Here is a 23362-nt window from a genome sequence, read left to right as displayed (position 1 = left end):
TCTATTCAACCACTCCAGATCTGGGAACAAGGCAATTCATCGCCGTAATGGACAGATCCCGGAACACGTCTTCCGAGGCAATCACACTCGGGAACCGGTCATAGATCGCACGCCGGCAGGCCGATGTTCGCGTCTCGCTTTCAATAACACATTCCGAATGCACGTCTGCCCCACGGCGCTGGCCGGTTGAGTCCTCACACAATGTCGGTATTTGGGTAACCACCCAGTCCATGGCAACGCTACGCTCCACCGGACGGGAAGCCAAGTCAGCAAAACGGGTGGCTTCTACGGGCGTTGGCTTGTCCCGGGTCTGTTCCCAAAGAACAAACAAGAGGGCTGCGGATACCAATAAAACAGTGACCTTGGGAAACTTCATGAGTGCCTTTTATCCAGTGGAACAGGCAGTGGATGATAAACACTCTGGAATGTTCTGTCCCGGTTTGGGCACTATACTGACTGAGTTTTCCGTTTCCGGGCCACGAAGCGGCAACGGCACTACCAAACAAACAACAAGGAGCTTTGGCAAATGACCACACTGATCGTCGGTCTGGTTCTGTTTCTCGGCGTGCACTCGCTGTCCATCATGAACGAACCGCTGCGCAATCACCTGCGGGCCTCCCTCGGCGAAGGCCCCTTCAAGGGCCTCTACTCGCTGGCCGCCCTGGTTGGCCTGGTATTAATCATCTGGGGCTACGGTACCGCCCGGCTGGACCCGACCGTGATCTACACGCCGCCGGGTTGGCTCAGGCATCTGGCCCTGTTGCTCCTGATCCCCGTCTTTCCACTGCTGTTTGCCGCCTATTTCCCGGGCAGAATAAAGGCGAAGCTTGGGCATCCGATGCTGGCAGCAGTCAAACTCTGGGCCCTGGCTCACTTGCTGGCCAACGGCATGCTGCATGACCTGCTGCTGTTCGGCTCATTCCTGGCGTGGGCCGTAGCCGATCGCATTTCCATGAAGCGCAGAACCCAGCGGCCGATTGCCACGCTCCCAACCAACAAGGCTAATGATGCCATAGCGGTTGTGGGTGGCGTGGCGGTGTATGTGGTCACCGTATTCTGGGCTCACCAGTGGCTCTTTGGTGTGGCTCCGATTTGATGTGGCGGAGCACCGGTCACATATGGATCACTACATCCTCATAGTCAAAACGCACCTTCGGCAGCCCTGCGCTTTTATCGGTGGGGCTTCGGTATCCCAAAGCCACAATGGCTGAGGCCTCGAGCCCCTGCTCTGTCAGCCCCAGAACCTGGTCGTAGGCCCCATGATCAAAACCCGTCATGGGGCAGCTATCGATTTTCAAGGCGGCCGCCGCAGTCAGCAATGTCCCCAGCGCAATACAGGCTTGCTGGTGCGCCCACTCCCTTTTCTGCGCCGGTGATTTGGAAGCCAGGGCCTGTTTCATGTGCCCGGCATATCCCGAGACGTCGTCGTAGGACACACCTCTGACCTCCATCAATTGCTTTACATAACGATCCACGGTCTGGTCGCCGACGCCTGTATGAGCGGCAAATACGATCAGATGTGAGCAGTCCAGAATCTTTTGTTGCCCAAACGAATACGGCAAAAGGTCTTTCCGCACGGCCCGGGATTCAATCACGAGCATTTTGTAGGGCTGCAAACCATAGGAGGAAGCGCTTTTACGCGCCGCATCAACCAGCGATTCAACAGCCTGATCACTCAGTTTCTCGGAAGAAAATTCACGGACGGCATAACGCCAATCCAGAGCTGCGTGTATATCCATTTGGCCATCTCCTGAAGAAATTTTCGAAAGGCGTGTTAACACCTGTTGGAGTGGCCACTCTATGAAATCGTATACAACCATTAAACGGACAGAATAGAATTATATTATTTCTCCCAAGGAAACAATGAATGTGCCCCCTACTCCCAATACGGTTTGTCCCCCAGATGCTGGTCGATATGATCCAGCAACATCCTGACTTTCATCGGCTGTTTGCGGCCCGGCGGAAACAGCGCAAAAACGGTATAACCCTTTGGCGGGAAGCCCTGAAGCAGCGGTGTCAGCGAGTCATTCTCTATATCCTGTTGCACCAGGAAGCGCGGTAGCAAACCCACCCCCAAACCCCGCAACAGGCTCTGGCGGATCGCCAGGCTGCTATCCGTTCGCAGGCTTCCATCCACGACAACTTCCTCCTCACCCAGTTCCCAAATCCTGGGCCGGTCGTGGAGGTTAAACACCAGGCAGTTGTGACGGGCGAGATCAGCGGGCGACTGTATCTCTGGCCCACGCTTCAGATACTGCGGCGAGGCACATACGACATTCCTGGATTTCCTGAGCGGCCTGGCCAGCAGGCTCGAATCCGAGAGTGCGCTGCGTACCCGAATGGCAATATCCACGCCGTGCTCTACCAGATCTACCATGCGATCGCTTAGTTGCAGATCAATGTTGATTTCAGGATAGCGGACCAGAAAGCTGTCGATAGCCTCAGTGATGTGAGTCAGGCCAAACGACATGGGCACATTGATTCGAATCGTTCCCCGGGGCTCCGCCTGAAACCCCCTGGCTTCCAGCTCGGCATCCTCCAGCTCATCCAGCAGGGCCTGGGTTCGTTTCAGAAAGGCCAGGCCGGCATCGGTGAGGTTCATTCGCCGCGTGGTCCGGTTGATCAACCGGGTGTCGATGTCCTGCTCAAGAAACGCAATGTGTTTGCTGACCGTCGCGGCGGTAATGTCCAGGTCATCCGCTGCCCTGGTGAAACTGCCCAGTTCCGCGACCCGCCGAAAAATCCTCATGGCTACCAGCTTGTCAGTGGCCACCTTACTCCCCTTCATTTTTTCCGATTTGGAATGAGTATTGTTCGGATTGCTCCAATTATCAATGGAGTTGATTCCGGCAAACTGGTGTTCAGGAATCACACTCTCATATTTCGGAGCATGACGATGATGATGGCCTTGAAACAGCGCCTGATATTCCCACCCCAAACCGTGGTCTGGGGCCTGTTGGTGGCTAATGGATTTCTCATTGCCTTGATGCTGGCCCTCGCCAAAGCAGCAACGGCACAAGGTGTACCAGCCATCACCTATGCCTTCTGGCAAACGCTCATCGCCGGCACAGTTCTCCTTTTGTGCTCCGTGAAGGTCAGGGCCATCTTTGAAAGGCGGTTGACGACCTACTTCCTGATCAGTGGCCTGACCGGCATCGCTATCCCCAACGCGACCGCCTTCTATCTGGTCACCAAGCTGGGTTCCGGTTTCACCGGCATCATGTATGCCCTGCCACCGATATTCACCTTCCTTATCGCCACATCCATGGGTCTGGAGAAACGCAACTGGGCAAAGCTCACTGGCTTGACCGTCGCGGTCCTCGCCTGCACCTGGATTGTTCTGCAGCGTCACTCTGAGATGCCACAGGCGGATATAATGTGGTTCGCCCTGGGCCTGCTCATCCCGGCCATGCTGTCGATCGGTAATGTCTATCGTTCGGTTGCCTGGCCCGGGGAGACAAAACCCATGACACTGGCGGCAGGCACCCTGCTTGCCTCCGCGGCCTCACTTGGCCTGTTCGCCCAGTTAACAGGAACACCGCTGATTTCTGGCGACTTCGGGCATCAGTTCATCGGGGTCATCATCTTGCAGGGCCTGTTAACCGCGCTGACCTACTTCTGCGCCTTCGAACTCCAGAAACGCTCCAACCCGGTTTTCTTCAGCCAGCTAGGCGCCGTGGCAGCCGTGTTCGGGTTGATCATCGGCGTGGTGTGGTTTAACGAACAATACTCGTTAGGCATCTGGCTTGGGGCATTGATGGTGATCATTGGGTTGAAGATGAGCAATCGTGGATCGGGCGGCTAATAGCGGCTTTAAGGAAGAACTCCCGGCAGACTCCGTATTCCTAGACAGGTTGCTCAGGCAGACAATCAGACAGGTGTCGCAATTTGTCCGGATTACGCACGACATACACCGCCTGGATTCGACCATCCGCCACATCCAGCGTCAAGACCTGGGGCAGCCCATCCTTTTCGATGGTTAACCACCCCGGTAGGCCATTCACAATAACGGGGCTGGCCCAACGCGGGGTAGGCGAGGTGGACTTGCGGGCCAGCCCTTCAAAGAACCGGCTGATCTTATCGGCGCCGAAGATCACGCGCCGCGCTGCAACTCTCTTACCACCGCCATCGGTATGCAGCGTGGCGCTCTCGCTCAGCAACGCCTTCAACGTTGTAACGTCACCACTGCGGGCTGCGTCAAAGAATCGGTTAGTCAGTTGGCCGTGCTCGCCAGCCGTTACCTGATAGCGCGGGCGCGCGGCCTGCACCCTCTTTCGGGCTCGACTGGCAAGCTGACGGCAACTGGCTTCACTGCGCTCCAGGCTCACGGCGACCTGGCTAAAGTCCAGTCCGAACACATCGTGCAGCAGGAACGCAGCACGTTCCAATGGCGACAGGCGCTCCAGCGCCAGCATCAGGGCGAAGGACACATCACTGGCCAGGGTTTCTGCGTCCGCCGAAGTATCCGGAGCCTCCAGGAGAGGCTCCGGTAACCAGGGGCCAACATAAATCTCCCGCTGCCGGTGAGCGGCCCGGAGGCGATCAAGGCACAACCGACTGGTGACTGTGGTCAGGTAAGCCCGCACGTCAGCTACTGACAGGTGATCGGCATCGTGCCAGCGCAGGTAGGCGTCCTGCACCACATCCTCCGCCTCGCTTACCGAACCCAGCATGCGGTACGCGATCCCTGTCAGATAACGGCGCCAGTGATTAAACTGATGCACGGGCTGTTCCGTCATGATAATTGGTTCCTGGCAAAGTGAGTTATGGATTGCGGTCGTTCGGATGAACCGCCCGAAACCCCACACTGATCCGATTCCAGACATTGATTGCACCGATCAGTAACGTCAGGTCGACAAACTCCTTTTCGGTGAAGTGCGCAAGTCCGTGCTCGTAATCCTGGGCTGGGGCTCCGGTGTCAGCCAGGTTGGTCAACGCCTCGGTCCAGGCCAACGCAGCCCGTTCACGTGGCGTATAGAGCCGAGACTCGCGCCACGCAGACAACAGGTAGAACCGCACCTCGCTTTCACCCCCTTCACGGGCATCGCTGGTGTGCATGTGCAGGCAATAGGCGCAACCATTGATCTGGGAAGCCCGTGTTTTTACCAGGTGGATCAGGCTGTGTTCCAGCCCGCAATTCTGGACGTATTCCTCCAGCCTGGTCATCGCGGCGATGGCGTCCGGGGAGGCCTTGTAGGCATTCAAGCGTGTTTCCATTATCTTACTCCTCTGCATTGGGTGGAATCATGTCCACGAATAGTTCTACAGAGGTAGACGGAACAGCCGCGGTGTTTGTGACATGCGGAGACGATTATTTGGGAAATTTCCCAGTCAACTTTGGTGAAACCGGACCATGACGCAATCCTACTTTCTCGGCTGCCCGCAGTGGCAACACTCCGACTGGAATACCCGGCTTCCTCCGGCTCAGAGCCCACTGGAGCGCTACAGCAAGGTCCTTAACTGCGTTGAGGGCAACACCACCTTTTACGCCACGCCCAGCCAGGAACAATGCCGACAGTGGCGGTCACAGGTACCTGAAGACTTCCGTTTCCTGTTCAAGTTTCCTCGCCTGATCACCCATGACCGGCTATTGAGCGGGGCAGGCCTTGAGGTATCGGACTTTCTCGAGATTCTTGCGCCCCTTGAGGATGTACTTGGTCCCTTCCTCCTGCAGCTTCCCGCAGCGTTTGGTCCGGAACGTCTGGAGCACCTGTGGCGATTTGTCGATGCCTTGCCCGCACCCCTGACCTGCACCGTCGAAGTCCGTCACAGCGCCTTTTTCGGTAAGGGTGAAGCGGAGAAAGCCCTGAACCGCGGCCTGCGTGAGCGAAACATCGCACGCGTGTGCATGGACAGCCGCGCACTCTTCACGGCTGCTCCGGACAGCGAGACCACTCGTGACGCCCAGAGCAAAAAGCCGAGGGTTCCGGTGCACCTGCTTCCCGTGGAGGCACCGCCGGTGATCCGCTATGTCGGCCACCCCGACCTGGAAGCCAACCGCCCCTTCCTGACGCCCTGGATTGAGCGCGCAGCCGCGTGGATTGAGGAAGGGAAACGTCCCTATATTTTCATGCATATGCCGAATAAGGGCGACGCGCTATCCCTGGCCATACTCTGGAACGAGCTACTGAGGGAGCGTGTTCCAACGGTGGACGCCCTGTGCGTTAACGACACCCAGCCCCAGATGGGACTGTTCTGAGTCAGAGCAACTGCTGGTCATAGGCGTACTTCGTCAGCTCTGCCGTGGTATTCAAATGCAGCTTGGTTTTAATGTTCTGCCGATGAGTCTCCACCGTTCTTACACTGATATTCAGCTCATTGGAGATGGCTTTGCTGCTGAGCCCTTTGGCCACCCTGGAAAGAATGGCCTCCTCACGACGGGTAAGCTTGCTCTCCACGGGATCCATTGTTTCGCCATGGCGAAACAGCGTCTCGGTCGCCGCCCGGCATATGTAGGTGGCGCCGTCGGCCACGGTACGAATGGCCCGCACCATTTCCTCAACGGATACGTCCTTCAGGATGTAACCCTTGGCACCATGAAACATCAGTTGAGAAATATACTCCCGGTTGTCGTGCATGCTGAGGATAAGCACTTTCAGATCGGGATGGCGCTCCTGAAAAATCTTTGTCGTCTCAATACCGTTCATGTTGGGCATGCTGACGTCCATCATGACAACGTCCGGCTTCAGGTCTTTCACCAGCGCAAGGGCTTCCACCCCATCGGTGGCCTGGCCCACGACTTCGATCCCCTTTTCCTGCTCCAGCCGCGCCCTGATACCCTCCAGAACCAGGATATGGTCATCGACCAGCATGACTTTCACTACAGATTCTGATGTGCTCATATGACTGCTACCGTCAGGTTTACAACAGCCCCAGGCTTATCCTTATTATTCCGGCTATGCCTGAAATTGTTTGAACGAGGCCATAATCCGAGTTCCGTTACCTGGCCGGGGAGATACCTCAAACTCCCCACCCAAAAACTCCACACGCTCGCGCATATTACGCAATCCTATGCCTCGCCTCGCGTATGCATCTTTTTCTACGATCCCCACACCGTTGTCGGAAATACACAAAAACAGCCCTTCCGCATCCTCTTCCAGACTCAATGCCAATCGGGTGGCCTGGGCGTGTTTTTCGATGTTGGACAGTGCTTCCTGAACGATGCGATACAGAGTCGTGGCCACTTCCTCAGAAATATCACCCTGTGGTGGCTGAATATCAACATCCATGACGATGCCGCTACGTTCGCGGAAGTCATCCAACAGCTGGTTGAGCGCTGCCAGCAATCCCAGGTCATCCAGCACACTGGGGCGCAGGTCATGGGAGATACGACGCACCTCCTGTATCGCCCGGTTCAGTACTTCTCCGCCTTTCACCAGTGATTCGAGGGCTTCGGACTCATTAACAGGAATACGGGTCATGGCCGTTTCCACCCGGTACTTTACCGAAACCAGCAGTTGGTTGATGCCGTCATGCAACTCCCTGGATACGCGGCGCCGCTCCTCCTCCTGGTGTTGTACCGTCTTGTGGCTTAACTCTTTCAGGTTCTGGTCCGCCAGGCGATGTTCCCGCACGTTGAACAGAACCGCCACAGACACCACTACGCCTATTGATACAACCAGGGCCACCAGGATAGCCAACAGAGTCTGCCTGACGTTTGCGTCCACCCCGGCTTCGATCAAACGCATCTCCGTGGCAATGTCGTCGATATACAATCCCGTGCCAAACATCCATTCCCAGTCCGCGATCTGTTCGACATAGCCGACTTTATCCACTTCCTTGCCTGTAGAAGGTTGTTGCCACAAATACTGGTAATAGCCACCGCCATTTTCAGCGATCCGTATCAGGTTCTGGATCAGATAATTACCGCTGCTGTCCTGAAAATCGTACATATCCTGCCCGACCAGGGCCGGTTGCGCTGCGTGGACCAGGTTTAATCCATCATTGGTGTAAGCGTAAAAATAACCGTCATCACTGAAAGAGGCCTCCTGCATCAAGGCCATAACCTTTTCGCGGGCCTCATCATCGTTGGCAGCATTCTCCCGGATAAAGTCGATAGCGGTACGCATGATGGAGACGTAGTCTTTCAACGCCGTTTCTTTGGACCGCCGCAGGTTTTGCTCAAAAATATGCAGTTCCCGCTCGGTCAGTATGTCGCCCTGATGCAGGGTCACTGCGGAAAAAATACCAGTGACAACCAACAACGGAACCAGGGCGAGCAGTATCAGTTTTGTTCTTAGCGACATGACCGTTTCTTTTTCCTTTATCAGCGCATACTGTCCGGGTACCTGCGGCAAAACCACATCAGTCTAGCCCAAACCGGGAAAAAAGAGCGGGCGTGAAGAGCATGCTCCCCAGGCCCGCTAAACCTCCAATCCCGGGAGTGCCTCAGGACGCCGACATACCAAAGAACGCTGGAAAGATCAGGATAGCGATCAGCACCATAAGCTGCAGCAGTATGAACGGCGTGACACCGCGATAAATGTCGATGGTTTTCACTTCGGGCGGTGATACCCCTTTCAGATAGAAAAGACTGAAGCCGAATGGCGGCGTCAGGAAGCTGGTTTGCAGGTTCATCGCAATCAGGATGGCAAACCAGAGCATGTTGATGCCCATCAGTTCAGCGATGGGGGCCAGGATCGGTACGATAATGAAGGAGATTTCGACAAAATCGATGAAGAAACCAAGCACCAGAATGATGATCATGGTCAGAATCAGGAAGCCCCACTTCTCGCCCGGCAGTTGCAGCATCCACTCTTCCAGCAGGTAGTCGCCACCGGTGTAGCTGAACACCATGGAGAAGGCGGTCGCCCCAACCAGAATGGCAAAGACCATGGCCGTCACTTTGACCGTATCCCGGGAGCTCTCCCACATCATCCTCCAGGAGAACTGGCGATAGGCCACAGCCAGAACCAGCGCGCCTACGGCACCCAGTGCGGAAGATTCGGTAGGCGTCGCAATACCGGTAAAGATCGAGCCGAGTACAACAACAATCAATGCCAGTGGCGGGATAATCGCCATCAGGGCCTTGCGGACTTCCTGCGCCCGGGTGTGGTCGCTATTCCTCGGCATGGACGGCGCGGATTCGGGCGACCTCCAACTGACGAACAGGATATAGCCGATGTATAACCCGACCAGGACGACTCCAGGAATTACCGCTGCCTTGAACAGGTCACCGACAGGCAGGCCGAGCACATCACCAAGGATAATAAGGATGATGGACGGCGGCACAATCTGCCCCAAAGTGCCTGATGCGCAGATGGTGCCGCAGGCAAGCTTTTTGTCATAGCCGTTCGCCAGCATGACCGGTAGCGAAATCAGCCCCATGGCCACAACACTGGCGCCCACAACACCGGTGGAGGCTGCCAATAGCGCGCCAACCACGATCGTGGATATTGCCAGGCCCCCGGGCAGTCCGCCAAAAAGGCGACCCATGGATTCCAGCAACTGCTCGGCCAACCGGGTACGTTGCAACACAATGCCCATGTAAATGAACAATGGTATCGCCATCAATACCGTGTTCTGCATGATGCTCATGATGCGGAACGGCATGAAGGCAAACAGTTCCGGCCCCTCTGCAATCAGGCCGAAAATCAACGCAACGCCACCAAAAGTAAACGCCACAGGAAAGCCCCAGAGCAGCATGAAGAGGCAAACCACAAACATCACCATGCCGATCATGCCAGACCTCCCGCACCGGTTTGCTCATCGTAGGCGGATTCTTTCGCAAGCACCCTGAGGGCGAAGGTCGCCATACCAAGACTGGCGACGGCCAGCCAGAACGAGGAAAACGGAATCAATCCTTTGACAACAAAACGGTAGGGCAAGCCACCCGGGTCCCCGCTGCCTTCACCCATACGATAGGCGTCGAGCATATAATCCCACCCCAGCCAGGCGATCAGAACGGCGATAGGAAGCGCAAAAAAGAGCGCACCGACAAGATTGACCCAGGCCTTGAAGCTTTCACTACAGCCGGCATACAGGACGTCCACCCGTACGTGGCCATCCGTTCTCATGGCATAGGGAATGCCCATCAGGAAGACGAAGGCATATAGATGCCACTCCATCTCCTGCATGCCAATGGACACTTCGTCAAAGGCATAACGGGCTACCACATCCCAGAAGACATTCAGCATCATCAGGATAAAGGCCACGCTTGCAGCCCAGCCACAAGCTTTTGATACGGCTCCCAGTCCGTTATCCACATTAATCAACCAACGCATTACAGTTCCTCTTGCCGGAGCAGAGCTCCGGCCTGTCAGGATTGAATAAGGGCTAATGGCGGGGAACTTACTCTTCCAGTTCAGCCATGGTGTTCAGGTAGGCGCGCTCGGAGATGTTGATGTAAGCACGTGTTTTATCCAGGTACTCCTGCTGCGACTTGATAATGCGCTGGCCCTGCTCGTTGTCCCTGGAATAGTCTTTCAGGACTTTGTCGTTAGCGGCGACCATGGCTGCGAAGATTTCGTCCGGGAAGGTTTTGACCTTGACGTTCGGGTATTCGTCCCGGATGGACGCCCAGGCTTCCGCGTTGGCATGCACAGATTGGGTCAACATGTCATAGGACGCGGTGCGCATTGAGACTCGAAGGACTTCCTGCAGATCGGCAGGCAGGTTTTCCCAGACATCCTTGTTGATGAGGAACTGTAACTCGGTGGCGGGTTCGTGCCAGCCGGTGTAGTAGTATTCAGCAATCTGCTGGAAGCCCAGACGCAGGTCCAGGGCCGGTCCAACCCATTCAACCGCATCGATGGTGTTCCGCTCGAGTGCCGTGTAAAGCTCGCCCGGCGGGATATTGGTGGGGTTAACACCCACCTCAGCAAAGACTTCGCCCGCAAACCCGGGGATCCGCATTTTCAACCCCTTGAGGTCTTCCAGGGTTTTGATTTCTTCACGGAACCACCCGCCCATCTGGTTGCCGGTGTTGCCACCCGGAAACGACAGCATGTTGTGGGGCTCGTACACTTCCTGCATCAGTTCCATACCACCACCATGATAGAACCATGCCCACTGCTCCTGAGCGTTCATGCCAAACGGCATACTGGTGAAATACAGGGTATTGGGGACCTTGCCTTTCCAGTAGTAGGAGGCCGAATGGCCCATGTCGTACTGGCCCGCTTTAACCATATCGAACACGCCAAAAGGGGCCTTGTGACGGTTGGCGGAATCGATTCGGATTTTAAGACGGCCATTGGACATTTTTTCGGCCATTTCGGCCATATTCCTGGTGGCATCACCAAAAATCGGGAAGTTCGGGCCCCAGGTCTCAGCGAGTTTGAGCGTATAGGTCTTCTCAGAAGCATGAGAAAAGGACGCGAAGAATACGGAGAACACCACTGCAGCAATCGCGACAGCTTTCAAAACTTTTTTCATTGCATTATTCCTGTTGTGTTTGTTTTGGGAACGACACCCCTGTCAGGCATGACCAACAGAGTGACAGCCCGGGAGAGGTATTTTTATCCGCTGAATTAACCAATTTCGGGAGCGAGACTACGCAAGCGACCTACGGCATGTACTTACGTAGCCCTCCCCTCGGCTGGCTATTGAGATAGGCCTGGTCAGATATGCTTGTCCAACGACGTACTTTCCACAGAAACCGGGATTGGGAATCCAGAACTTCTTTGGCAAGCGGATCCTGGCTGGCCCGGGTTTCCAGCAGATCTTTGGTAACGTCGTACATGGCCTCAATGACTTGCGGGGGGAACGTACGGATTTTTACTCCCGGGTATTCCACCTGGATGGTGGACCAGTTCTGCGCACTTTCGTAGGTCGACTGCACATACATATCGAAAGCCGCAGTCCTCATGGCAATCTCAAGCACTTGCTGAAGATGCTCCGGTAAACGCTTCCAACTGTCCTGATTGATCAGGAACTGCAGTTCGGTAGCGGGTTCATGCCAGCCGGTGTAGTAGTAGCGGGCAATTTCATGGAATCTCATCCCCAGATCCAGCGAAGGACCAACCCATTCCAGGGCATCGATCTGCCCCTCACTCATGGCATTGTAGAGGTCACCGGGAGCCAGGTTGACGGGCTCCACGCCAAGTTCCTTCAGCACTTCTCCGGCAAACCCCGGAACCCGCATCTTGACGCCCTGGAGGTCCTCCAGTGTATTGATCTCCTTGCGAAACCAGCCCCCCATCTGATTACCGGTATTGCCCCCGGGGAACGACAGCATATGGTGCTTGCTATACACCTTCTGCATCAGCTCCAGCCCACCACCACGGTAGAACCATGCGTATTGCTCCTGGGCCAACATCCCGAAAGGAAGCGTGGTGAAAAAGAGCGTATTGGGATCAATGTCCTTCCAGTAATAAGAGGCCGAATGCCCCATATCGTATTCACCGGATTTCACCAAATCGAAGACGCCAAAAGGCCGATGGTGCTCTCCAGCGGACACCACCTCAATCACCAACTGGCCATCTGAAAGCGCCTCTACCATTTGCGCCAGGTTGGCTGTGGTGTCCGCGAAAACGGGAGCGCCCTCAGTCCAGGACTGGGCAAGGCTCAACGTGTAGACGGTTGGTTCAGGAGCGGGTTCAGGAACGGAAGGTTCGGAATCAGCGGCTCGGGGGCCAGAGTCATTGCAGCCTGCGAAGAGGCCTGTCATCAACAGAAAAAGAACAAGCGCACTCAGTTTGCCAACTTGCATGAGATACATACACGACCTGCCTGTTTATATTTATTGTTTAGTTTCAGTCGAATCACGCGTTGTCATTCGTAATTTATGGTCACGATTTGAGCAATGATTAACAATCCGTAGGACTGACCAAAATAATTCGCAGTAATTACTTAGATTCCTGCAGGCGCGCCTAAGTATTAATACTGAGTGTTGGCTCTTGGGTAAGACTGGTTGGGTTGGGTGGACAGGTATGGGGGTAGTTTGAATTTTTGCTGGAAAAGAACTCGCTTTGCTCAAACACCTTTTCCTGCAAAAATTCAAACTACCCCCATACCCTTATGAACACCCAGTTGTCGTGACGCTGTTCAGCGGTCTTGCTTGGGTTTGCCTACAAGTTTGTTTATAAATCCGGCTTTCCAGACAAAGCAAAGCCAGACCCTGCATCGCCTAAGAGAAACCCGCTTGGTCCCTAAGAGTGGGGTGGTGGGGGTTATTTCCCGCCAGGAAAAGGTGTCTGAGCGCAGCGAGTTCTTTTCCCAAGGGAAATAACCCCCACCACCCCACTCCTACTCCAAGCCGCCAGTCTTACAGAAGGTCCCACCGCGCCGGCAAAGTCCCATGCCAGACCGGCAAGTCCATATCTTCAGGGTCGTCGTTCGGGCCGCCTGTGCGGCTCTTGAAAGCGCCCTCCTCGATCGGCACCCGGAACAAAGCGGTTGCCTTCCGCTCCTTTGCGTTAGGGGCACGTACCTGCTCCCAACGGCCCGGCTCAAGCTGGTTGATGACGGCCCTGAACGCGGCATCGAATTCGTCCTCCTCGATTACCCGCTCAGCCCTGCCGAACAGCACCAGCGACTCATAGTTGGCGCTGTGGTGAAAAGCAGACTTGGTCATGACCCACTCGTTAGTCACCGCAAACGAGATGCAAAGTTGTACCCCCGACCCCAGCCGCTGAGACAGCCGTCCACCGTTTAACGTGTGCAGGTACAGATCGTCGCCCAGCCGCCACACCGTCAACGGAATAATGCGGGGCTCACCGTCTTCCACGAACGCCACATGGGCGGTCTTCAGGCGATCAATCAGGGCATAGGCCGGCTCACGCTCGTAGCTGGCCCTTTGGGGCGCCCGCTTCACATGGCTACGGGGGCAGCAGGTCAGGGGCGATGAGCTGCTCTGGGGTTTATCTTCTGGTGTCATCCGGTGCTCCTTCAATAATCCGTGGTTCTCAAAAACACAGTTCCATTGAAAAGCACTTCTGATACCATCAGAAGATCCAGATCATGACTTTTTATAGGACCAGTTGAAGTGATCAACGATATCCGGCTGGAAGGCACAACGCCCCTTCAGCAACAGCTTTACCAACAACTGTCCCAGCGAATTATCAAGCAGCGGTACACGCCGGGCAGGCGCCTGCCTTCCAGCCGCCAGATGGCCCAGGACCTGGGCATCAGCCGGAATACCGTCAACGCTGTTTACGATCAGCTCAAAGCCGAGGGCTTCCTGCAAAGCCGGGCCGGTAAAGGCGTATTCGTGCATGAAGACATCACAGCCGTAGCAAAGCCTGCCTGGCGCGGACCCAAGCGCCCCATCCGCACTGCCACCGCCTTGCCACCCTTGCCAGTACCTCCCGTCAATAAACTGCGAACAGTCGAAGACGCCAACCTGCCCTTTCAGCCCGGCCTGCCCGATATTGATGCGTTTCCCATCCGAAGCTGGAACCGGATCCTCCACCACCAGGAAAGTCGGCGAGCGCTCAGGGGCTATGACAGTATCCAGGGGTATCAGCCCCTGCGGCGGGCCATCGCCAACTACCTGAGGACGTCCCGGGGCGTGCGTTGCGGGGAGCACCAAGTGATCATCACCAACGGCGCCCAGCAGGCCCTGTCGCTCATTGGCGATGTATTCCTGCAACCGGGCGACCGGGTGTTCTGTGAAAACCCCGGATACCGTGGTGCCCGCTATGCCTTGGGCCGCTACAAGAATCCGCTGGTGCCTGTACCCCTGAAAAACCAGGTGCTGGATGTGGAGGCACTGGCAGACCTTGGCCCGGCGAGATTGCTGTCCTGCACACCCACGCACCAGTACCCCATGGGCGGGGTGCTTGACCTGTCCCAGCGCATGGCATTGGTGCAATGGGCCCAACGCAATGGGTGCTGGATTGTCGAGGACGACTACGACAGCGAGTTCCACTTCTACCACAAACCCTTTGCCGCCATTCAGGGTATGTTCGACAACGCCCCCGTGCTTTACGTGGGCAGTTTCAGCAAAACCCTGATGCCAGCGTTGCGGGTGGGTTATCTGGTTGTCCCGGAGCCCGTCGTGGAGCCAATACTTTGGGCGAAGCAGGTCAGCGGGGGAGAAACACCCCTGCTCACCCAGGCAACCATTGCCGAGTTTATTGAAAGCGGCCAGTTCAGCCGACACCTGCGCCGCATGCGTCAGCTCTATCGCGACAAATGGAAGCTCTTTCAGGAGCGGGTAACAGAACACCTGGAGGGATTGGTGCGGCCGGTGTCAGAAAGCGCCGGCATGCACCTGGTGCTGGAAGGAGACTTCGACGACCTGGGTCTCAGCCAGTGGCTGAAAACCCAGGGGTTTGGCAGCACGCCGCTCAGTGCGCACTATATCGGGGAAGAGGCTCAGACCGGCCTGGTGATGGGATTCGCCAGTGCCAGCGAGCGACAGATTGAAGATTGCGTGATTGCATTGAGGTCAGGGCTGACGGGCACTCAGCGATAATCACCGTTTGCCCAGAAACCTCGGCGGATCTATCGCCTGCTGTTGCGTTCAGGGGCTTCGGCCAGTCTTACCAAGCTGCCCCTGTCAAAGCCCTCCCAGACAGGCATATTTCAGTTCCGTAAACTCGTCAAGGCCATGGTGTGATCCTTCCCGTCCCAACCCTGACTCCTTGATGCCTCCGAACGGAGCCAATTCGGTCGAAATCAGACCTTCATTAACGCCGACCATGCCATACTCAAGTGCTTCGAGCGTTCGGAAAACGCGACCATAGTCCCTGGTGTAAAAATAGGCAGCCAACCCAGACGGCGTATCATTGGCCAATTCGAGAGCCTCAGCTTCGGTCTCGAAACGGAAGACGGCGGCCAAAGGACCAAAGGTTTCCTCCGACGCCACAAGCATATCTGCCGTCACGTCTGCCATGACAGTTGGAGCAAAGAAGTTCCCACCAAGTTCGTGAGCCTGACCGCCAACTAAAAGGCGGGCCCCTTTGAACAGACCGTCATTGACGTGGCTCTGTACCTTTTCCACGGCTGCTGCGTTAATGAGCGGACCAACAGTGACGTCATTATCCAGTCCGCTGCCGACAGTAAGGCCCCTAACCCGGTCAACAAGTTTCTCCAGAAAGGCGTCATAGACATCCGCCTGCACCAGGAACCGGTTAGTACAGACGCAGGTTTGCCCAGCATTGCGGAACTTGGAGGCTATGGCGCCATCCACTGCGGCGTCCAGGTCGGCATCGTTGAAAACGATAAAAGGTGCGTTTCCACCCAACTCCATGGCTGTTTTCTTGACAGTGCCTGCGCACTGGGACAACAGATACTTGCCCACTTCGGTTGAGCCTGTAAACGACACCTTCCGTACCCGGCTATCCGTCGTGAGGACATCACCCACCCCGGCTGGGCTGGAGCAGGTCACCACGCTAATCAAGCCTTCCGGGATGCCTGCCTGCAAAGCCAGGCGCGCTAGAGCCAGCGCAGTCAGCGGGGTTGCCTCAGCTGGCTTGATCACAACGCTGCAGCCAGCAGCCAGGGCCGGCGCGCATTTCCGGGTAATCATCGCCAGCGGGAAATTCCAGGGTGTGATCGCAGCAACAACCCCAACCGGCTCCCGCGTCACCAACAGGCGCTTGCTGGTGTCAGGGGCCGGCAAAACTTCCCCTGCCATTCTCTTGCTTTCCTCGCCGAAGAACTCAATGAACGAAGCCCCATAGGCCACTTCACCGCGCGCTTCTGCAAGGGGCTTCCCCTGCTCGAGTGTCATAATCCGGGCGAGGGCCTCAGTTTCAACCACGACCAGGTCAAACCAGCGCTTCAGCAGTCGGGCGCGCTCTTTCGCTGACACTTTGCGCCACGCTTTCCCCGCACGTTCGGCCGCAACTATGGCCTCACGCGCGTCCTCCGCACCCATATCCGCCACCTGGGCAACCGTTTCACCATTGGCGGGATTGACCACGTCGAAATTCTTAACGCTCAGGCGCCATTCACTGCCAATTAGCGCCGCAACTTTTCCGCCGCTAACGAGATCCAATAGATTCATGGTACGTCCTCATTGATCAGCCGAAGTGCGGCATCACCTCTTTGATGAACAGCTCCAGTGACCGCTTCTTCTCCTCGAAAGGCAAGGTGTTGTCGGTCCAGTAGCTGTATTCGGTAATGCCCAGCTCTTCGTAGCCCTTGAGCCGTTCGACCAGTTCCGAGGGCGTACCAATCATCATGTTGCGGTGCAGGCTGTCGAGAGAAAACTCCGGATTGTCGGCCACGGCTTCTTCCGATACCGGCTCAAAAAAGCCATCCACCGCCTGCTGGTCATTCTTGAACCACGCCATGAAGTAGCGGTAGAAGCGATTGAGAGCTTCAGCACCGGGCTGCCAGCCTTCCGGATCGCTCTCCTCGTGCACGTAGGTGTGGCGCAGAAACATCAGTTCCGGGCGATCCACTTGAGGATGGTCGGCGCACGCGGTGTTGAACTTGCGCGCCAGGTCGGCCACTTCCTCGTCGCCTTTCATCAGAGCCGTAACCATCACGTTGCAGCCGTTCTTGACCGCAAAATCATGGGAAGCCGGATCCCGCGCGGCGATCCAGATTGGCGGCAGCGGCTGCTGTAGCGGTTTGGGTACGCTGGTGGTGGTGGGGAAGTTATAGACGTTGCCCTCGTGAGCATAGTCGCCCTGCCACAGGCCCCGGATGGCCGGGACCATCTCGCGCAGAGCCTCGCCGCCTTCTGAAGCCTGGAGACCATCGGTCAGGCGATCGAATTCGAACTGATAGGCACCGCGGGCGATGCCGAACTCTAGCCGGCCGCCGCTGATGACATCCAGCAGCGCCGCTTCGCCCGCCAGGCGGATCGGATCCCAGAAGGGCGCGACAAACGTCCCCGCGCCCAAACGGATCCGCTCGGTTTTGGCCGCCAGATAGGACAGCTGGGCAATCGGGCTGGGCGACGAGGTGAACTGCATCCCGTGATGCTCACCGATCCATGCTGCACGGAAACCGCCATCTTCGGCAATCTTCACCAGTTCGCAGAGTTCCTCGAACAGCTGCTGGTGGCTCTTGTCGCCTGGATAGCGCTCCATATGAAGGAATAACGAAAACTGCATTGTAGAATCTCCTCGGTATTCGTCGTTAGGACGCTTCAGATTGTTCAACTGCAACTACCTCACCAACCTGTTCACTGGCCAGCGCCTTGAACATGCAATAGCACATCACCAGCAGAACCGCAGAGAAAGGTAAGGCGGCCGCAATTGCAGCGGTTTGCAGGGCCTGTAACCCGCCGGCCAGCAATAGCACAGCAGACGTCGCGCCCAGACCCAGCCCCCAGATCACTCTATACAGCTGGGGCGGATGCGGGTTGCCCTGGGACAGGATGGTGCAGATAACCAGAGTTCCAGAATCGGCTGAGGTCACGAACCAGGTCACGATCATTAATGTGGCCATACCAATCATGAAACTGGACGCCCAAGGCACATCGAGAGCCTCGATAGTCCGGAACAACACCTGCGTCACGTTGTCGTTGGCTACCGTTGCCAGGTCGACACCGCCGAACAGTTGGAGGTGAAGAGCAGTGCCACCAAAGATCACAATCCAGGACATCGCACCCAGTGTGGCCGCCAGCATGCCACCAAACAGCACTTCGCGAATCGTGCGACCACGCGAAATACGCGCGATGAACATGCCAACGTACGGGCCCCAGGACAACCACCAGCCCCAGTAGAACAGCGTCCACCAACCCTGCCACTGGCTTTCGGGATCTGGATTGGTCCAGAACCCCATCGGCAACAGATGGCCCAGGTAGTCACCTACGCTGGTGGTGAAAATGGTCAACAGGAACACAGTGGGACCCGCCAGGATAAAGAACGCAAACAGGATCATGCTGAGGTGGATATTCCATTCACTGAGGAACCGGATGCCCTTCTTCAAACCCGACACTGCAGACAACGTAGCCGCCACAGTCACACCCATCACCAGTAACACCTGATTGGTGCTGGAAATCTCCATACCGAACAGATTGTTTAGCCCCGCGTTCATCTGTGAGACCCCCAGACCCAGCGTGGTGGCCGTCCCGAACAGGGTGGCAAAGATCGCCAGCAGATCGATGGCATGGCCAATCGGGCCGTAGATGCGTTCACCGAGCAGCGGATAGAAGGCTGAGCGAATCGTCAGCGGCAGTCCACGCCGATAGGCGAAATACGCCAGGATGGTGCCAACCAGGATATAGATCGCCCAGCCGTGGAAACCCCAATGGAAAATGGTGACGCGAAGGGCGGTTTGTGCCGCATCCAGGGTATTGGGCGCAATCCCCTCCGTCGCGATGAACGGATTCCCCTGCAAATGACTTAAAGGTTCCGCAATACTCCAGAACAGGAGCCCCGTGCCGACCGCCGCGCTGAACAGCATGGCAAACCAGGTGAAGTTGGAAAATTCCGGGCGCTCGTCGTCTTTCCCCAGGCGCAGTTTGCCGTAGGGGCTGACGATGATCGCAATGGAAACAAAGAGCACCACATTCACCGTCAGAATGTAGTACCAGCCAAGTTCACTCTCGATGTACTGCTTGACCCCGGTGTAGATGGTGTTGGCCAGTTGCGGCTGCAATACCGTGAACAGCACGAAAGCCACCACCATGGTAATGGAGGCGATAGCCATCGTTTTATTCACCCCAGCGAAAAAGCCTTGCCCGGGCATACTTGATTGAGGATTGTGCATTCAAGCTCTCCTGAGTTCCGTTGTTGGCGTTGTTGTTGATTTTCAGCGGCCTGCCGAGCGCTAACGCTCATTCTTCATACACAGGCCATCCGAGGACCTCTAAATTATATTGGTATACCATAATACAGAATGCAAATATTTTCTAAGCAAGAAAAATTAAAGAGTCAAAAAATAAAACTAATAATATATTTTTCAGTACCTTAAAATTTACAAACCAATCCAATCTAAGTGCGAAACCAGATCCTGATTGCTTAATCGTTGTCGGAATTCATTTTATGTATTATGGTATACCAAAACTAGGTACCGCCCGAAAAATCGGCCAGGTCCGCGCCAATAAGCACGAGGAGAGCGTATATGAGCTTCGAGATTCGCAAGATCGCCACCTTTCGAGAGACCACCTACATCGAAGGTGGTAAAGCAGGAGACAAGCCCGTGACCATGGTCGGTGTGGCGGCTGTGGTGACCAATCCATGGAGCGGTCGGGGCTTTGTAGAAGACCTGTCACCGGAAATCCGCAGTGGCTGTTCGGAACTGGGCGAACTGATCGTCAAGCACATCCTGGACGAGATCGGCAGCGAGCAGATCGAAGCCTACGGCAAGGCCGCCGTCGTTGGTGCCGAGGGTGAGATCGAGCATGCCTCGGCCATCATTCACACCCTGCGCTTTGGCAATCACTACCGGGAAGCCGTCGGCGCGAAGAGCTACCTGAGCTTTACCAACAAGCGCGGCGCGCCGGGATCTTCCATCCAAATCCCGATGATGCACAAGGACGATGAGGGCTTCCGCTCCCACTACATTACCCTGGAGATGCGTATCGAGGACGCTCCGCGCGCCAACGAGATTGTCGTAGCCCTGGGTGCCTCGGATGGCGGCCGCCTGCACCCACGCATCGGCAACCGCTACCAGGATCTGAAGGAACTGGCCGAAGAAGCGGAACAGGCCGGCAACCAGTGAGCTTCACGGGAGGTCAGATGAAACTCACTGACGCACGAAAGAGCCTCTCCGGAACCCGCTACTGGCGATCCGGCCGGGGCGCGCCGGTCGTCCTGATCCACGGCGTTGGGCTGGATGCCACCCTATGGCAGGCCCAGGTGGAGGTGCTGTCCAAGCATTATGACGTGATTGCTTACGATATGCTGGGCCATGGCGAGAGCGCCCTGCCAACAGAAGACGCCACACTGGATGACTATGCCGACCAGCTGCTGGCCCTGCTCGACGAACTGGACCTGCCCTCCGCGACGGTGGTGGGATTCTCAATGGGCGGATTGGTAGCGAGGGCGTTTGCCTTGCGCCACCCTGGCCGGATAAATGGGATGGTGGTGCTGTCCAGTGTGTTTGATCGCAATGAGCGACAACGCGCCGGTGCCCTCCGTCGCCTGGACGAGACCCGTAAACAGGGGCCGACAGCGAACGTGGATGACGCCCTGGAACGCTGGTTCAGTCCGTCGTTCCGCGACGCTCACCCCGAGTGCATCGCTGCCGTTCGCGACCGGGTAACCAGCAACCACCCGGAAGGGTATTATCGGAGTTACGCACTGTTCGTGACCCAGGACAGCTTCGGACTGGATAAGCTCGTGTCGATCCGAGTGCCCGTGCTGATCGCCACCGGCGAGCTGGACCCGGGATCGACGCCGAAAATGGCAAGCGCACTGGCAGAACACCTGCCTAACGCCAGCGTGCATATTTTACGCGGCCAGCGGCACATGGCCCCGGTGGAAGCAGCCAGTGAGGTCAACACCCTGCTGATCCACTTTCTCGACAACGTCCACAACCATTCCCTCCAAGAGGAGACTCTACGATGAACCTGGATTCGCTGACGATGTTCATTGATGGCGAGTGGCGGGGCGCCCGCTCCGGCGCCACCTTCGACAGTTACAACCCGGCCACCGGTGAGGTTTGGTGTCACGTGCCCAATGCCGATGAGGCCGACGTCAACGACGCGGTCCAGGCAGCGCACCGCGCCTTCGAAGGTCCGGAATGGGCGGGTCTGACCGCCACCGCGCGGGGAAAATTACTGTACCGTCTCGGCCAGTTGATTGCCGACAACGCCGAGACGTTGGCCCAGTTGGAAAGCCGGGACAACGGCAAACTCATTCGCGAGACCCGCGGCCAGGTCGGTTACCTGCCTGAATTTTTCTATTACAACGCGGGCCTGGCGGACAAGGTGGTGGGCGAAACCCTGCCGCTGGACAAGCCGGATATGTTTGGTGCCACGGTGCGGGTACCCCTGGGCGTGGTGGCTGCCATCATCCCGTGGAACAGCCCGCTGTACCTGACCGCCATTAAGCTGGCCCCGGCCCTGGCGGCAGGCAACACCATCGTGATCAAACCCTCCGAGCACGCCTCTGCGAGCCTGATAGAACTGATGCGTCTGGTGGAAATGGCGGGCTTCCCCGAGGGCGTGGTCAATCTGGTCACCGGCTTTGGTCCGTCCACCGGTGCCGCACTGACGGCCCATCCGCTGGTGCGAAAGATCGCCTTTACCGGCGGTGCCACGGCTGCCCGCCACGTGGTGCGTAACAGTGCCGAGAACTTCGCCAAACTGTCCCTCGAACTGGGCGGCAAGTCCCCCAACATTCTGTTCGAAGATGCGGACCTGGAAAGCGCCATTAACGGCGTGGTCGCCGGCGTCTTCGCGGCATCCGGTCAGAGCTGCGTAGCCGGCTCGCGCCTTTTGGTGCAACGCAGTATTTACGACGAAGTGGTGCAGCAACTGCGCGATCGCGCTGCCAGCATCCGCATTGGCGACCCGGCGGAGACCAACACCGAGATGGGCCCCATCGCCACCGAAGCACAGCTGGAAACCATCGATCGCATGGTCACCCAGGCCAAAACCGATGGCGCCAAACTGATCCATGGCGGCGAACGCATCACAGACAGGGCCGGCTGGTACTACTCGCCCACTATCCTGGCTTGTGATTCCCACCAGATGCCCATCGTCCAGGAAGAAGTCTTCGGCCCAGTCGTGGCCGTCATACCCTTCGATGACGAAGCGGAAGCCCTGCGCCTCGCCAACGATACCGAATTTGGCCTGGCTGCCGGCATCTGGACACAAAACGTGGGCCGCGCCCACCGCCTGGCCCGCGACGTACGCTCCGGCATCCTCTGGGTAAACACCTACCGGGCGGTATCGGCGATGGCCCCGATCGGTGGCTTCGGCGCCAGTGGTTACGGCCGCGAGTGCGGTATCGACGCGGTGCGCGACTACACCGACCTCAAGACCCTGTGGATCAACCTGTCCACAGATCCTATGCCCGACCCTTTCATTATGCGTTAATGTGGGAGAGAACCATGATCGAAACACAAGACTACAAGCAGGTCCTGGGTGCCTTTCCAAGCGGGGTTACCGTGGTCACTGCCATTGATGACGACGGTCGGCTGGTGGGATTTACCGCCAGCGCCTTTTCCGCGGTTTCCATGGAGCCGCCGCTGGTATTGATCTGCCCGAGCCTGAATTCGGATTCCTATCCGGTTATCAAACGCATTGGCCGCTTTGCAATCCACATCCTCGGCCAGGATCAGCAGGCCATCGCTTACCGATTCGCCGGCAAGGGTCGCGATAAAGGCGAAGGCATCGACTGGCACCGTTCCGAACTGGAAAATGCCCTGATCAACGGGTCGGCGGCCTGTCTTGAGTGTCACATTTGGGAAGATTACCCGGGCGGCGATCACGCTATTCTGGTTGGAGAAGTACAGAAGCTGTGGTGCGGCGGTAGCGAGGTCGACCCTCTCCTGTACTGCCGCGGCAAGATGGATCAACTGCCGGAGAACCTGCGCGCCCTGGCGCGCGCCTCCTGATTCACCT

Annotated in this window: 23 protein-coding genes; 8 read left to right on the top strand and 15 right to left on the bottom strand. The window is 56.9% G+C overall.

What is annotated here, in order from left to right; genetic code table 11:
- Nucleotide 1: 1 nt before the first annotated feature.
- The gene (locus NLU14_RS00340; RefSeq protein WP_275704162.1) at nt 2-376 is read right to left on the bottom strand and encodes a hypothetical protein; all 375 of its coding nucleotides are present in this window, start codon (nt 374-376) and stop codon (nt 2-4) included.
- Nucleotides 377-526: 150 nt separating this feature from the next.
- Here NLU14_RS00340 and NLU14_RS00335 point away from each other — a divergent pair, with 150 nt between their 5' ends.
- The gene (locus NLU14_RS00335) at nt 527-1096 is read left to right on the top strand and encodes an NnrU family protein (RefSeq protein ID WP_275704161.1); all 570 of its coding nucleotides are present in this window, start codon (nt 527-529) and stop codon (nt 1094-1096) included.
- A gap of 16 nt (nt 1097-1112) precedes the next feature.
- Here NLU14_RS00335 and NLU14_RS00330 read toward each other — a convergent pair whose 3' ends face one another.
- Nucleotides 1113-1739 (bottom strand): NAD(P)H-dependent oxidoreductase, encoded by a 627-nt coding sequence (locus tag NLU14_RS00330; RefSeq protein WP_275704160.1) that lies wholly within the window; start codon nt 1737-1739, stop codon nt 1113-1115.
- 137 nt (nt 1740-1876) lie between these two features.
- Nucleotides 1877-2773, bottom strand: coding sequence for a LysR family transcriptional regulator (locus NLU14_RS00325; RefSeq protein WP_275704159.1), 897 nt, complete (start codon nt 2771-2773; stop codon nt 1877-1879).
- Between the two features lie 123 nt (nt 2774-2896).
- On the opposite strand from NLU14_RS00325, the gene NLU14_RS00320 reads away from it, so the two are divergent.
- Nucleotides 2897-3805, top strand: coding sequence for a DMT family transporter (locus NLU14_RS00320; protein ID WP_275704158.1), 909 nt, complete (start codon nt 2897-2899; stop codon nt 3803-3805).
- A 40-nt stretch (nt 3806-3845) separates the two neighbouring features.
- Here the strand turns inward: NLU14_RS00320 and NLU14_RS00315 are convergent, their stop codons facing one another.
- Together NLU14_RS00315 and NLU14_RS00310 are read right to left on the bottom strand one after the other, a co-directional pair.
- Entirely contained in the window at nt 3846-4739 is an 894-nt protein-coding gene (locus tag NLU14_RS00315) for a sigma-70 family RNA polymerase sigma factor (RefSeq protein WP_275704157.1), read from the bottom strand.
- A 25-nt stretch (nt 4740-4764) separates the two neighbouring features.
- Nucleotides 4765-5217, bottom strand: coding sequence for a carboxymuconolactone decarboxylase family protein (locus tag NLU14_RS00310; protein WP_275704156.1), 453 nt, complete (start codon nt 5215-5217; stop codon nt 4765-4767).
- Nucleotides 5218-5353: 136 nt separating this feature from the next.
- On the opposite strand from NLU14_RS00310, the gene NLU14_RS00305 reads away from it, so the two are divergent.
- Complete coding sequence (locus NLU14_RS00305; protein WP_275704155.1) at nt 5354-6199, top strand: DUF72 domain-containing protein; 846 nt, start codon at nt 5354-5356, stop codon at nt 6197-6199.
- Between the two features lies 1 nt (nt 6200).
- Here NLU14_RS00305 and NLU14_RS00300 read toward each other — a convergent pair whose 3' ends face one another.
- From NLU14_RS00300 to NLU14_RS00270, 7 genes are all read right to left on the bottom strand, one after another.
- Nucleotides 6201-6842 carry a response regulator transcription factor gene (locus tag NLU14_RS00300; protein ID WP_275704154.1) on the bottom strand — a complete coding sequence of 214 codons (642 nt, stop codon included), beginning with the start codon at nt 6840-6842 and terminating at the stop codon, nt 6201-6203.
- A gap of 54 nt (nt 6843-6896) precedes the next feature.
- Nucleotides 6897-8246, bottom strand: a complete 1350-nt coding sequence (locus NLU14_RS00295; RefSeq protein ID WP_275704153.1) for a cache domain-containing protein — start codon at nt 8244-8246, stop codon at nt 6897-6899.
- A gap of 142 nt (nt 8247-8388) precedes the next feature.
- The gene (locus NLU14_RS00290; protein ID WP_275704152.1) at nt 8389-9681 is read right to left on the bottom strand and encodes a TRAP transporter large permease; all 1293 of its coding nucleotides are present in this window, start codon (nt 9679-9681) and stop codon (nt 8389-8391) included.
- The gene (locus NLU14_RS00285) at nt 9678-10223 is read right to left on the bottom strand and encodes a TRAP transporter small permease subunit (protein WP_275704151.1); all 546 of its coding nucleotides are present in this window, start codon (nt 10221-10223) and stop codon (nt 9678-9680) included. Before NLU14_RS00285 ends, NLU14_RS00290 begins: the two co-directional genes overlap by 4 nt.
- Nucleotides 10224-10290: 67 nt before the next feature.
- Nucleotides 10291-11373, bottom strand: a complete 1083-nt coding sequence (locus NLU14_RS00280; RefSeq protein ID WP_275704150.1) for a TRAP transporter substrate-binding protein — start codon at nt 11371-11373, stop codon at nt 10291-10293.
- Nucleotides 11374-11503: 130 nt separating this feature from the next.
- On the bottom strand, nt 11504-12658 hold the full coding sequence (locus NLU14_RS00275) for a TRAP transporter substrate-binding protein (protein WP_275704149.1): 1155 nt from the start codon (nt 12656-12658) through the stop codon (nt 11504-11506).
- A gap of 546 nt (nt 12659-13204) precedes the next feature.
- Nucleotides 13205-13816 (bottom strand): pyridoxamine 5'-phosphate oxidase family protein, encoded by a 612-nt coding sequence (locus tag NLU14_RS00270; protein ID WP_275704148.1) that lies wholly within the window; start codon nt 13814-13816, stop codon nt 13205-13207.
- 108 nt (nt 13817-13924) lie between these two features.
- Between NLU14_RS00270 and pdxR the strand changes: the two genes are divergently transcribed.
- The gene (gene pdxR / locus NLU14_RS00265; protein WP_275704147.1) at nt 13925-15358 is read left to right on the top strand and encodes a MocR-like pyridoxine biosynthesis transcription factor PdxR; all 1434 of its coding nucleotides are present in this window, start codon (nt 13925-13927) and stop codon (nt 15356-15358) included.
- Between the two features lie 84 nt (nt 15359-15442).
- Here pdxR and NLU14_RS00260 read toward each other — a convergent pair whose 3' ends face one another.
- From NLU14_RS00260 to NLU14_RS00250, 3 genes are read right to left on the bottom strand one after another with little or no spacing between them, the layout of a single operon-like run.
- Nucleotides 15443-16894 carry an NAD-dependent succinate-semialdehyde dehydrogenase gene (locus NLU14_RS00260; protein ID WP_275704146.1) on the bottom strand — a complete coding sequence of 484 codons (1452 nt, stop codon included), beginning with the start codon at nt 16892-16894 and terminating at the stop codon, nt 15443-15445.
- Nucleotides 16895-16910: 16 nt separating this feature from the next.
- Nucleotides 16911-17954, bottom strand: a complete 1044-nt coding sequence (locus NLU14_RS00255) for an LLM class flavin-dependent oxidoreductase (protein ID WP_275704145.1) — start codon at nt 17952-17954, stop codon at nt 16911-16913.
- A gap of 25 nt (nt 17955-17979) precedes the next feature.
- The gene (locus NLU14_RS00250; RefSeq protein WP_275704144.1) at nt 17980-19497 is read right to left on the bottom strand and encodes a BCCT family transporter; all 1518 of its coding nucleotides are present in this window, start codon (nt 19495-19497) and stop codon (nt 17980-17982) included.
- Nucleotides 19498-19911: 414 nt separating this feature from the next.
- Here NLU14_RS00250 and NLU14_RS00245 point away from each other — a divergent pair, with 414 nt between their 5' ends.
- Genes NLU14_RS00245 through NLU14_RS00230 form a run of 4 tightly spaced genes read left to right on the top strand, consistent with a single transcriptional unit; the run spans nt 19912 to nt 23355 of the window.
- Nucleotides 19912-20511 carry an amino acid synthesis family protein gene (locus NLU14_RS00245; protein WP_275704143.1) on the top strand — a complete coding sequence of 200 codons (600 nt, stop codon included), beginning with the start codon at nt 19912-19914 and terminating at the stop codon, nt 20509-20511.
- A gap of 17 nt (nt 20512-20528) precedes the next feature.
- Nucleotides 20529-21359, top strand: coding sequence for an alpha/beta fold hydrolase (locus tag NLU14_RS00240; RefSeq protein ID WP_275704142.1), 831 nt, complete (start codon nt 20529-20531; stop codon nt 21357-21359).
- On the top strand, nt 21356-22834 hold the full coding sequence (locus NLU14_RS00235) for an aldehyde dehydrogenase (RefSeq protein ID WP_275704141.1): 1479 nt from the start codon (nt 21356-21358) through the stop codon (nt 22832-22834). The genes NLU14_RS00240 and NLU14_RS00235 overlap by 4 nt, the downstream gene beginning before the upstream one ends.
- 14 nt (nt 22835-22848) lie before the next feature.
- Nucleotides 22849-23355, top strand: coding sequence for a flavin reductase family protein (locus NLU14_RS00230; RefSeq protein WP_275704140.1), 507 nt, complete (start codon nt 22849-22851; stop codon nt 23353-23355).
- Nucleotides 23356-23362: the final 7 nt, after the last annotated feature.

The organism is Marinobacter iranensis (assembly GCF_029207565.1).
GTDB lineage: Bacteria > Pseudomonadota > Gammaproteobacteria > Pseudomonadales > Oleiphilaceae > Marinobacter > Marinobacter iranensis.
This window is presented reverse-complemented; position numbering and strand designations above follow the sequence as displayed.

Bases quoted from the DNA above. Each gene is read 5' to 3' on its own strand.
- NLU14_RS00340 (WP_275704162.1), bottom strand. From the start codon at position 376: ATGAAGTTTCCCAAGGTCACTGTTTTATTGGTATCCGCAGCCCTCTTG.
- NLU14_RS00335 (WP_275704161.1), top strand. From the start codon at position 527: ATGACCACACTGATCGTCGGTCTGGTTCTGTTTCTCGGCGTGCACTCG.
- NLU14_RS00330 (WP_275704160.1), bottom strand. From the start codon at position 1,739: ATGGATATACACGCAGCTCTGGATTGGCGTTATGCCGTCCGTGAATTT.
- NLU14_RS00320 (WP_275704158.1), top strand. From the start codon at position 2,897: ATGATGATGGCCTTGAAACAGCGCCTGATATTCCCACCCCAAACCGTG.
- NLU14_RS00315 (WP_275704157.1), bottom strand. From the start codon at position 4,739: ATGACGGAACAGCCCGTGCATCAGTTTAATCACTGGCGCCGTTATCTG.
- NLU14_RS00310 (WP_275704156.1), bottom strand. From the start codon at position 5,217: ATGGAAACACGCTTGAATGCCTACAAGGCCTCCCCGGACGCCATCGCC.
- NLU14_RS00305 (WP_275704155.1), top strand. From the start codon at position 5,354: ATGACGCAATCCTACTTTCTCGGCTGCCCGCAGTGGCAACACTCCGAC.
- NLU14_RS00300 (WP_275704154.1), bottom strand. From the start codon at position 6,842: ATGAGCACATCAGAATCTGTAGTGAAAGTCATGCTGGTCGATGACCAT.
- NLU14_RS00295 (WP_275704153.1), bottom strand. From the start codon at position 8,246: ATGTCGCTAAGAACAAAACTGATACTGCTCGCCCTGGTTCCGTTGTTG.
- NLU14_RS00290 (WP_275704152.1), bottom strand. From the start codon at position 9,681: ATGATCGGCATGGTGATGTTTGTGGTTTGCCTCTTCATGCTGCTCTGG.
- NLU14_RS00285 (WP_275704151.1), bottom strand. From the start codon at position 10,223: ATGCGTTGGTTGATTAATGTGGATAACGGACTGGGAGCCGTATCAAAA.
- NLU14_RS00280 (WP_275704150.1), bottom strand. From the start codon at position 11,373: ATGAAAAAAGTTTTGAAAGCTGTCGCGATTGCTGCAGTGGTGTTCTCC.
- NLU14_RS00275 (WP_275704149.1), bottom strand. From the start codon at position 12,658: ATGTATCTCATGCAAGTTGGCAAACTGAGTGCGCTTGTTCTTTTTCTG.
- NLU14_RS00270 (WP_275704148.1), bottom strand. From the start codon at position 13,816: ATGACACCAGAAGATAAACCCCAGAGCAGCTCATCGCCCCTGACCTGC.
- NLU14_RS00260 (WP_275704146.1), bottom strand. From the start codon at position 16,894: ATGAATCTATTGGATCTCGTTAGCGGCGGAAAAGTTGCGGCGCTAATT.
- NLU14_RS00255 (WP_275704145.1), bottom strand. From the start codon at position 17,954: ATGCAGTTTTCGTTATTCCTTCATATGGAGCGCTATCCAGGCGACAAG.
- NLU14_RS00250 (WP_275704144.1), bottom strand. From the start codon at position 19,497: ATGGCTATCGCCTCCATTACCATGGTGGTGGCTTTCGTGCTGTTCACG.
- NLU14_RS00245 (WP_275704143.1), top strand. From the start codon at position 19,912: ATGAGCTTCGAGATTCGCAAGATCGCCACCTTTCGAGAGACCACCTAC.
- NLU14_RS00240 (WP_275704142.1), top strand. From the start codon at position 20,529: ATGAAACTCACTGACGCACGAAAGAGCCTCTCCGGAACCCGCTACTGG.
- NLU14_RS00235 (WP_275704141.1), top strand. From the start codon at position 21,356: ATGAACCTGGATTCGCTGACGATGTTCATTGATGGCGAGTGGCGGGGC.
- NLU14_RS00230 (WP_275704140.1), top strand. From the start codon at position 22,849: ATGATCGAAACACAAGACTACAAGCAGGTCCTGGGTGCCTTTCCAAGC.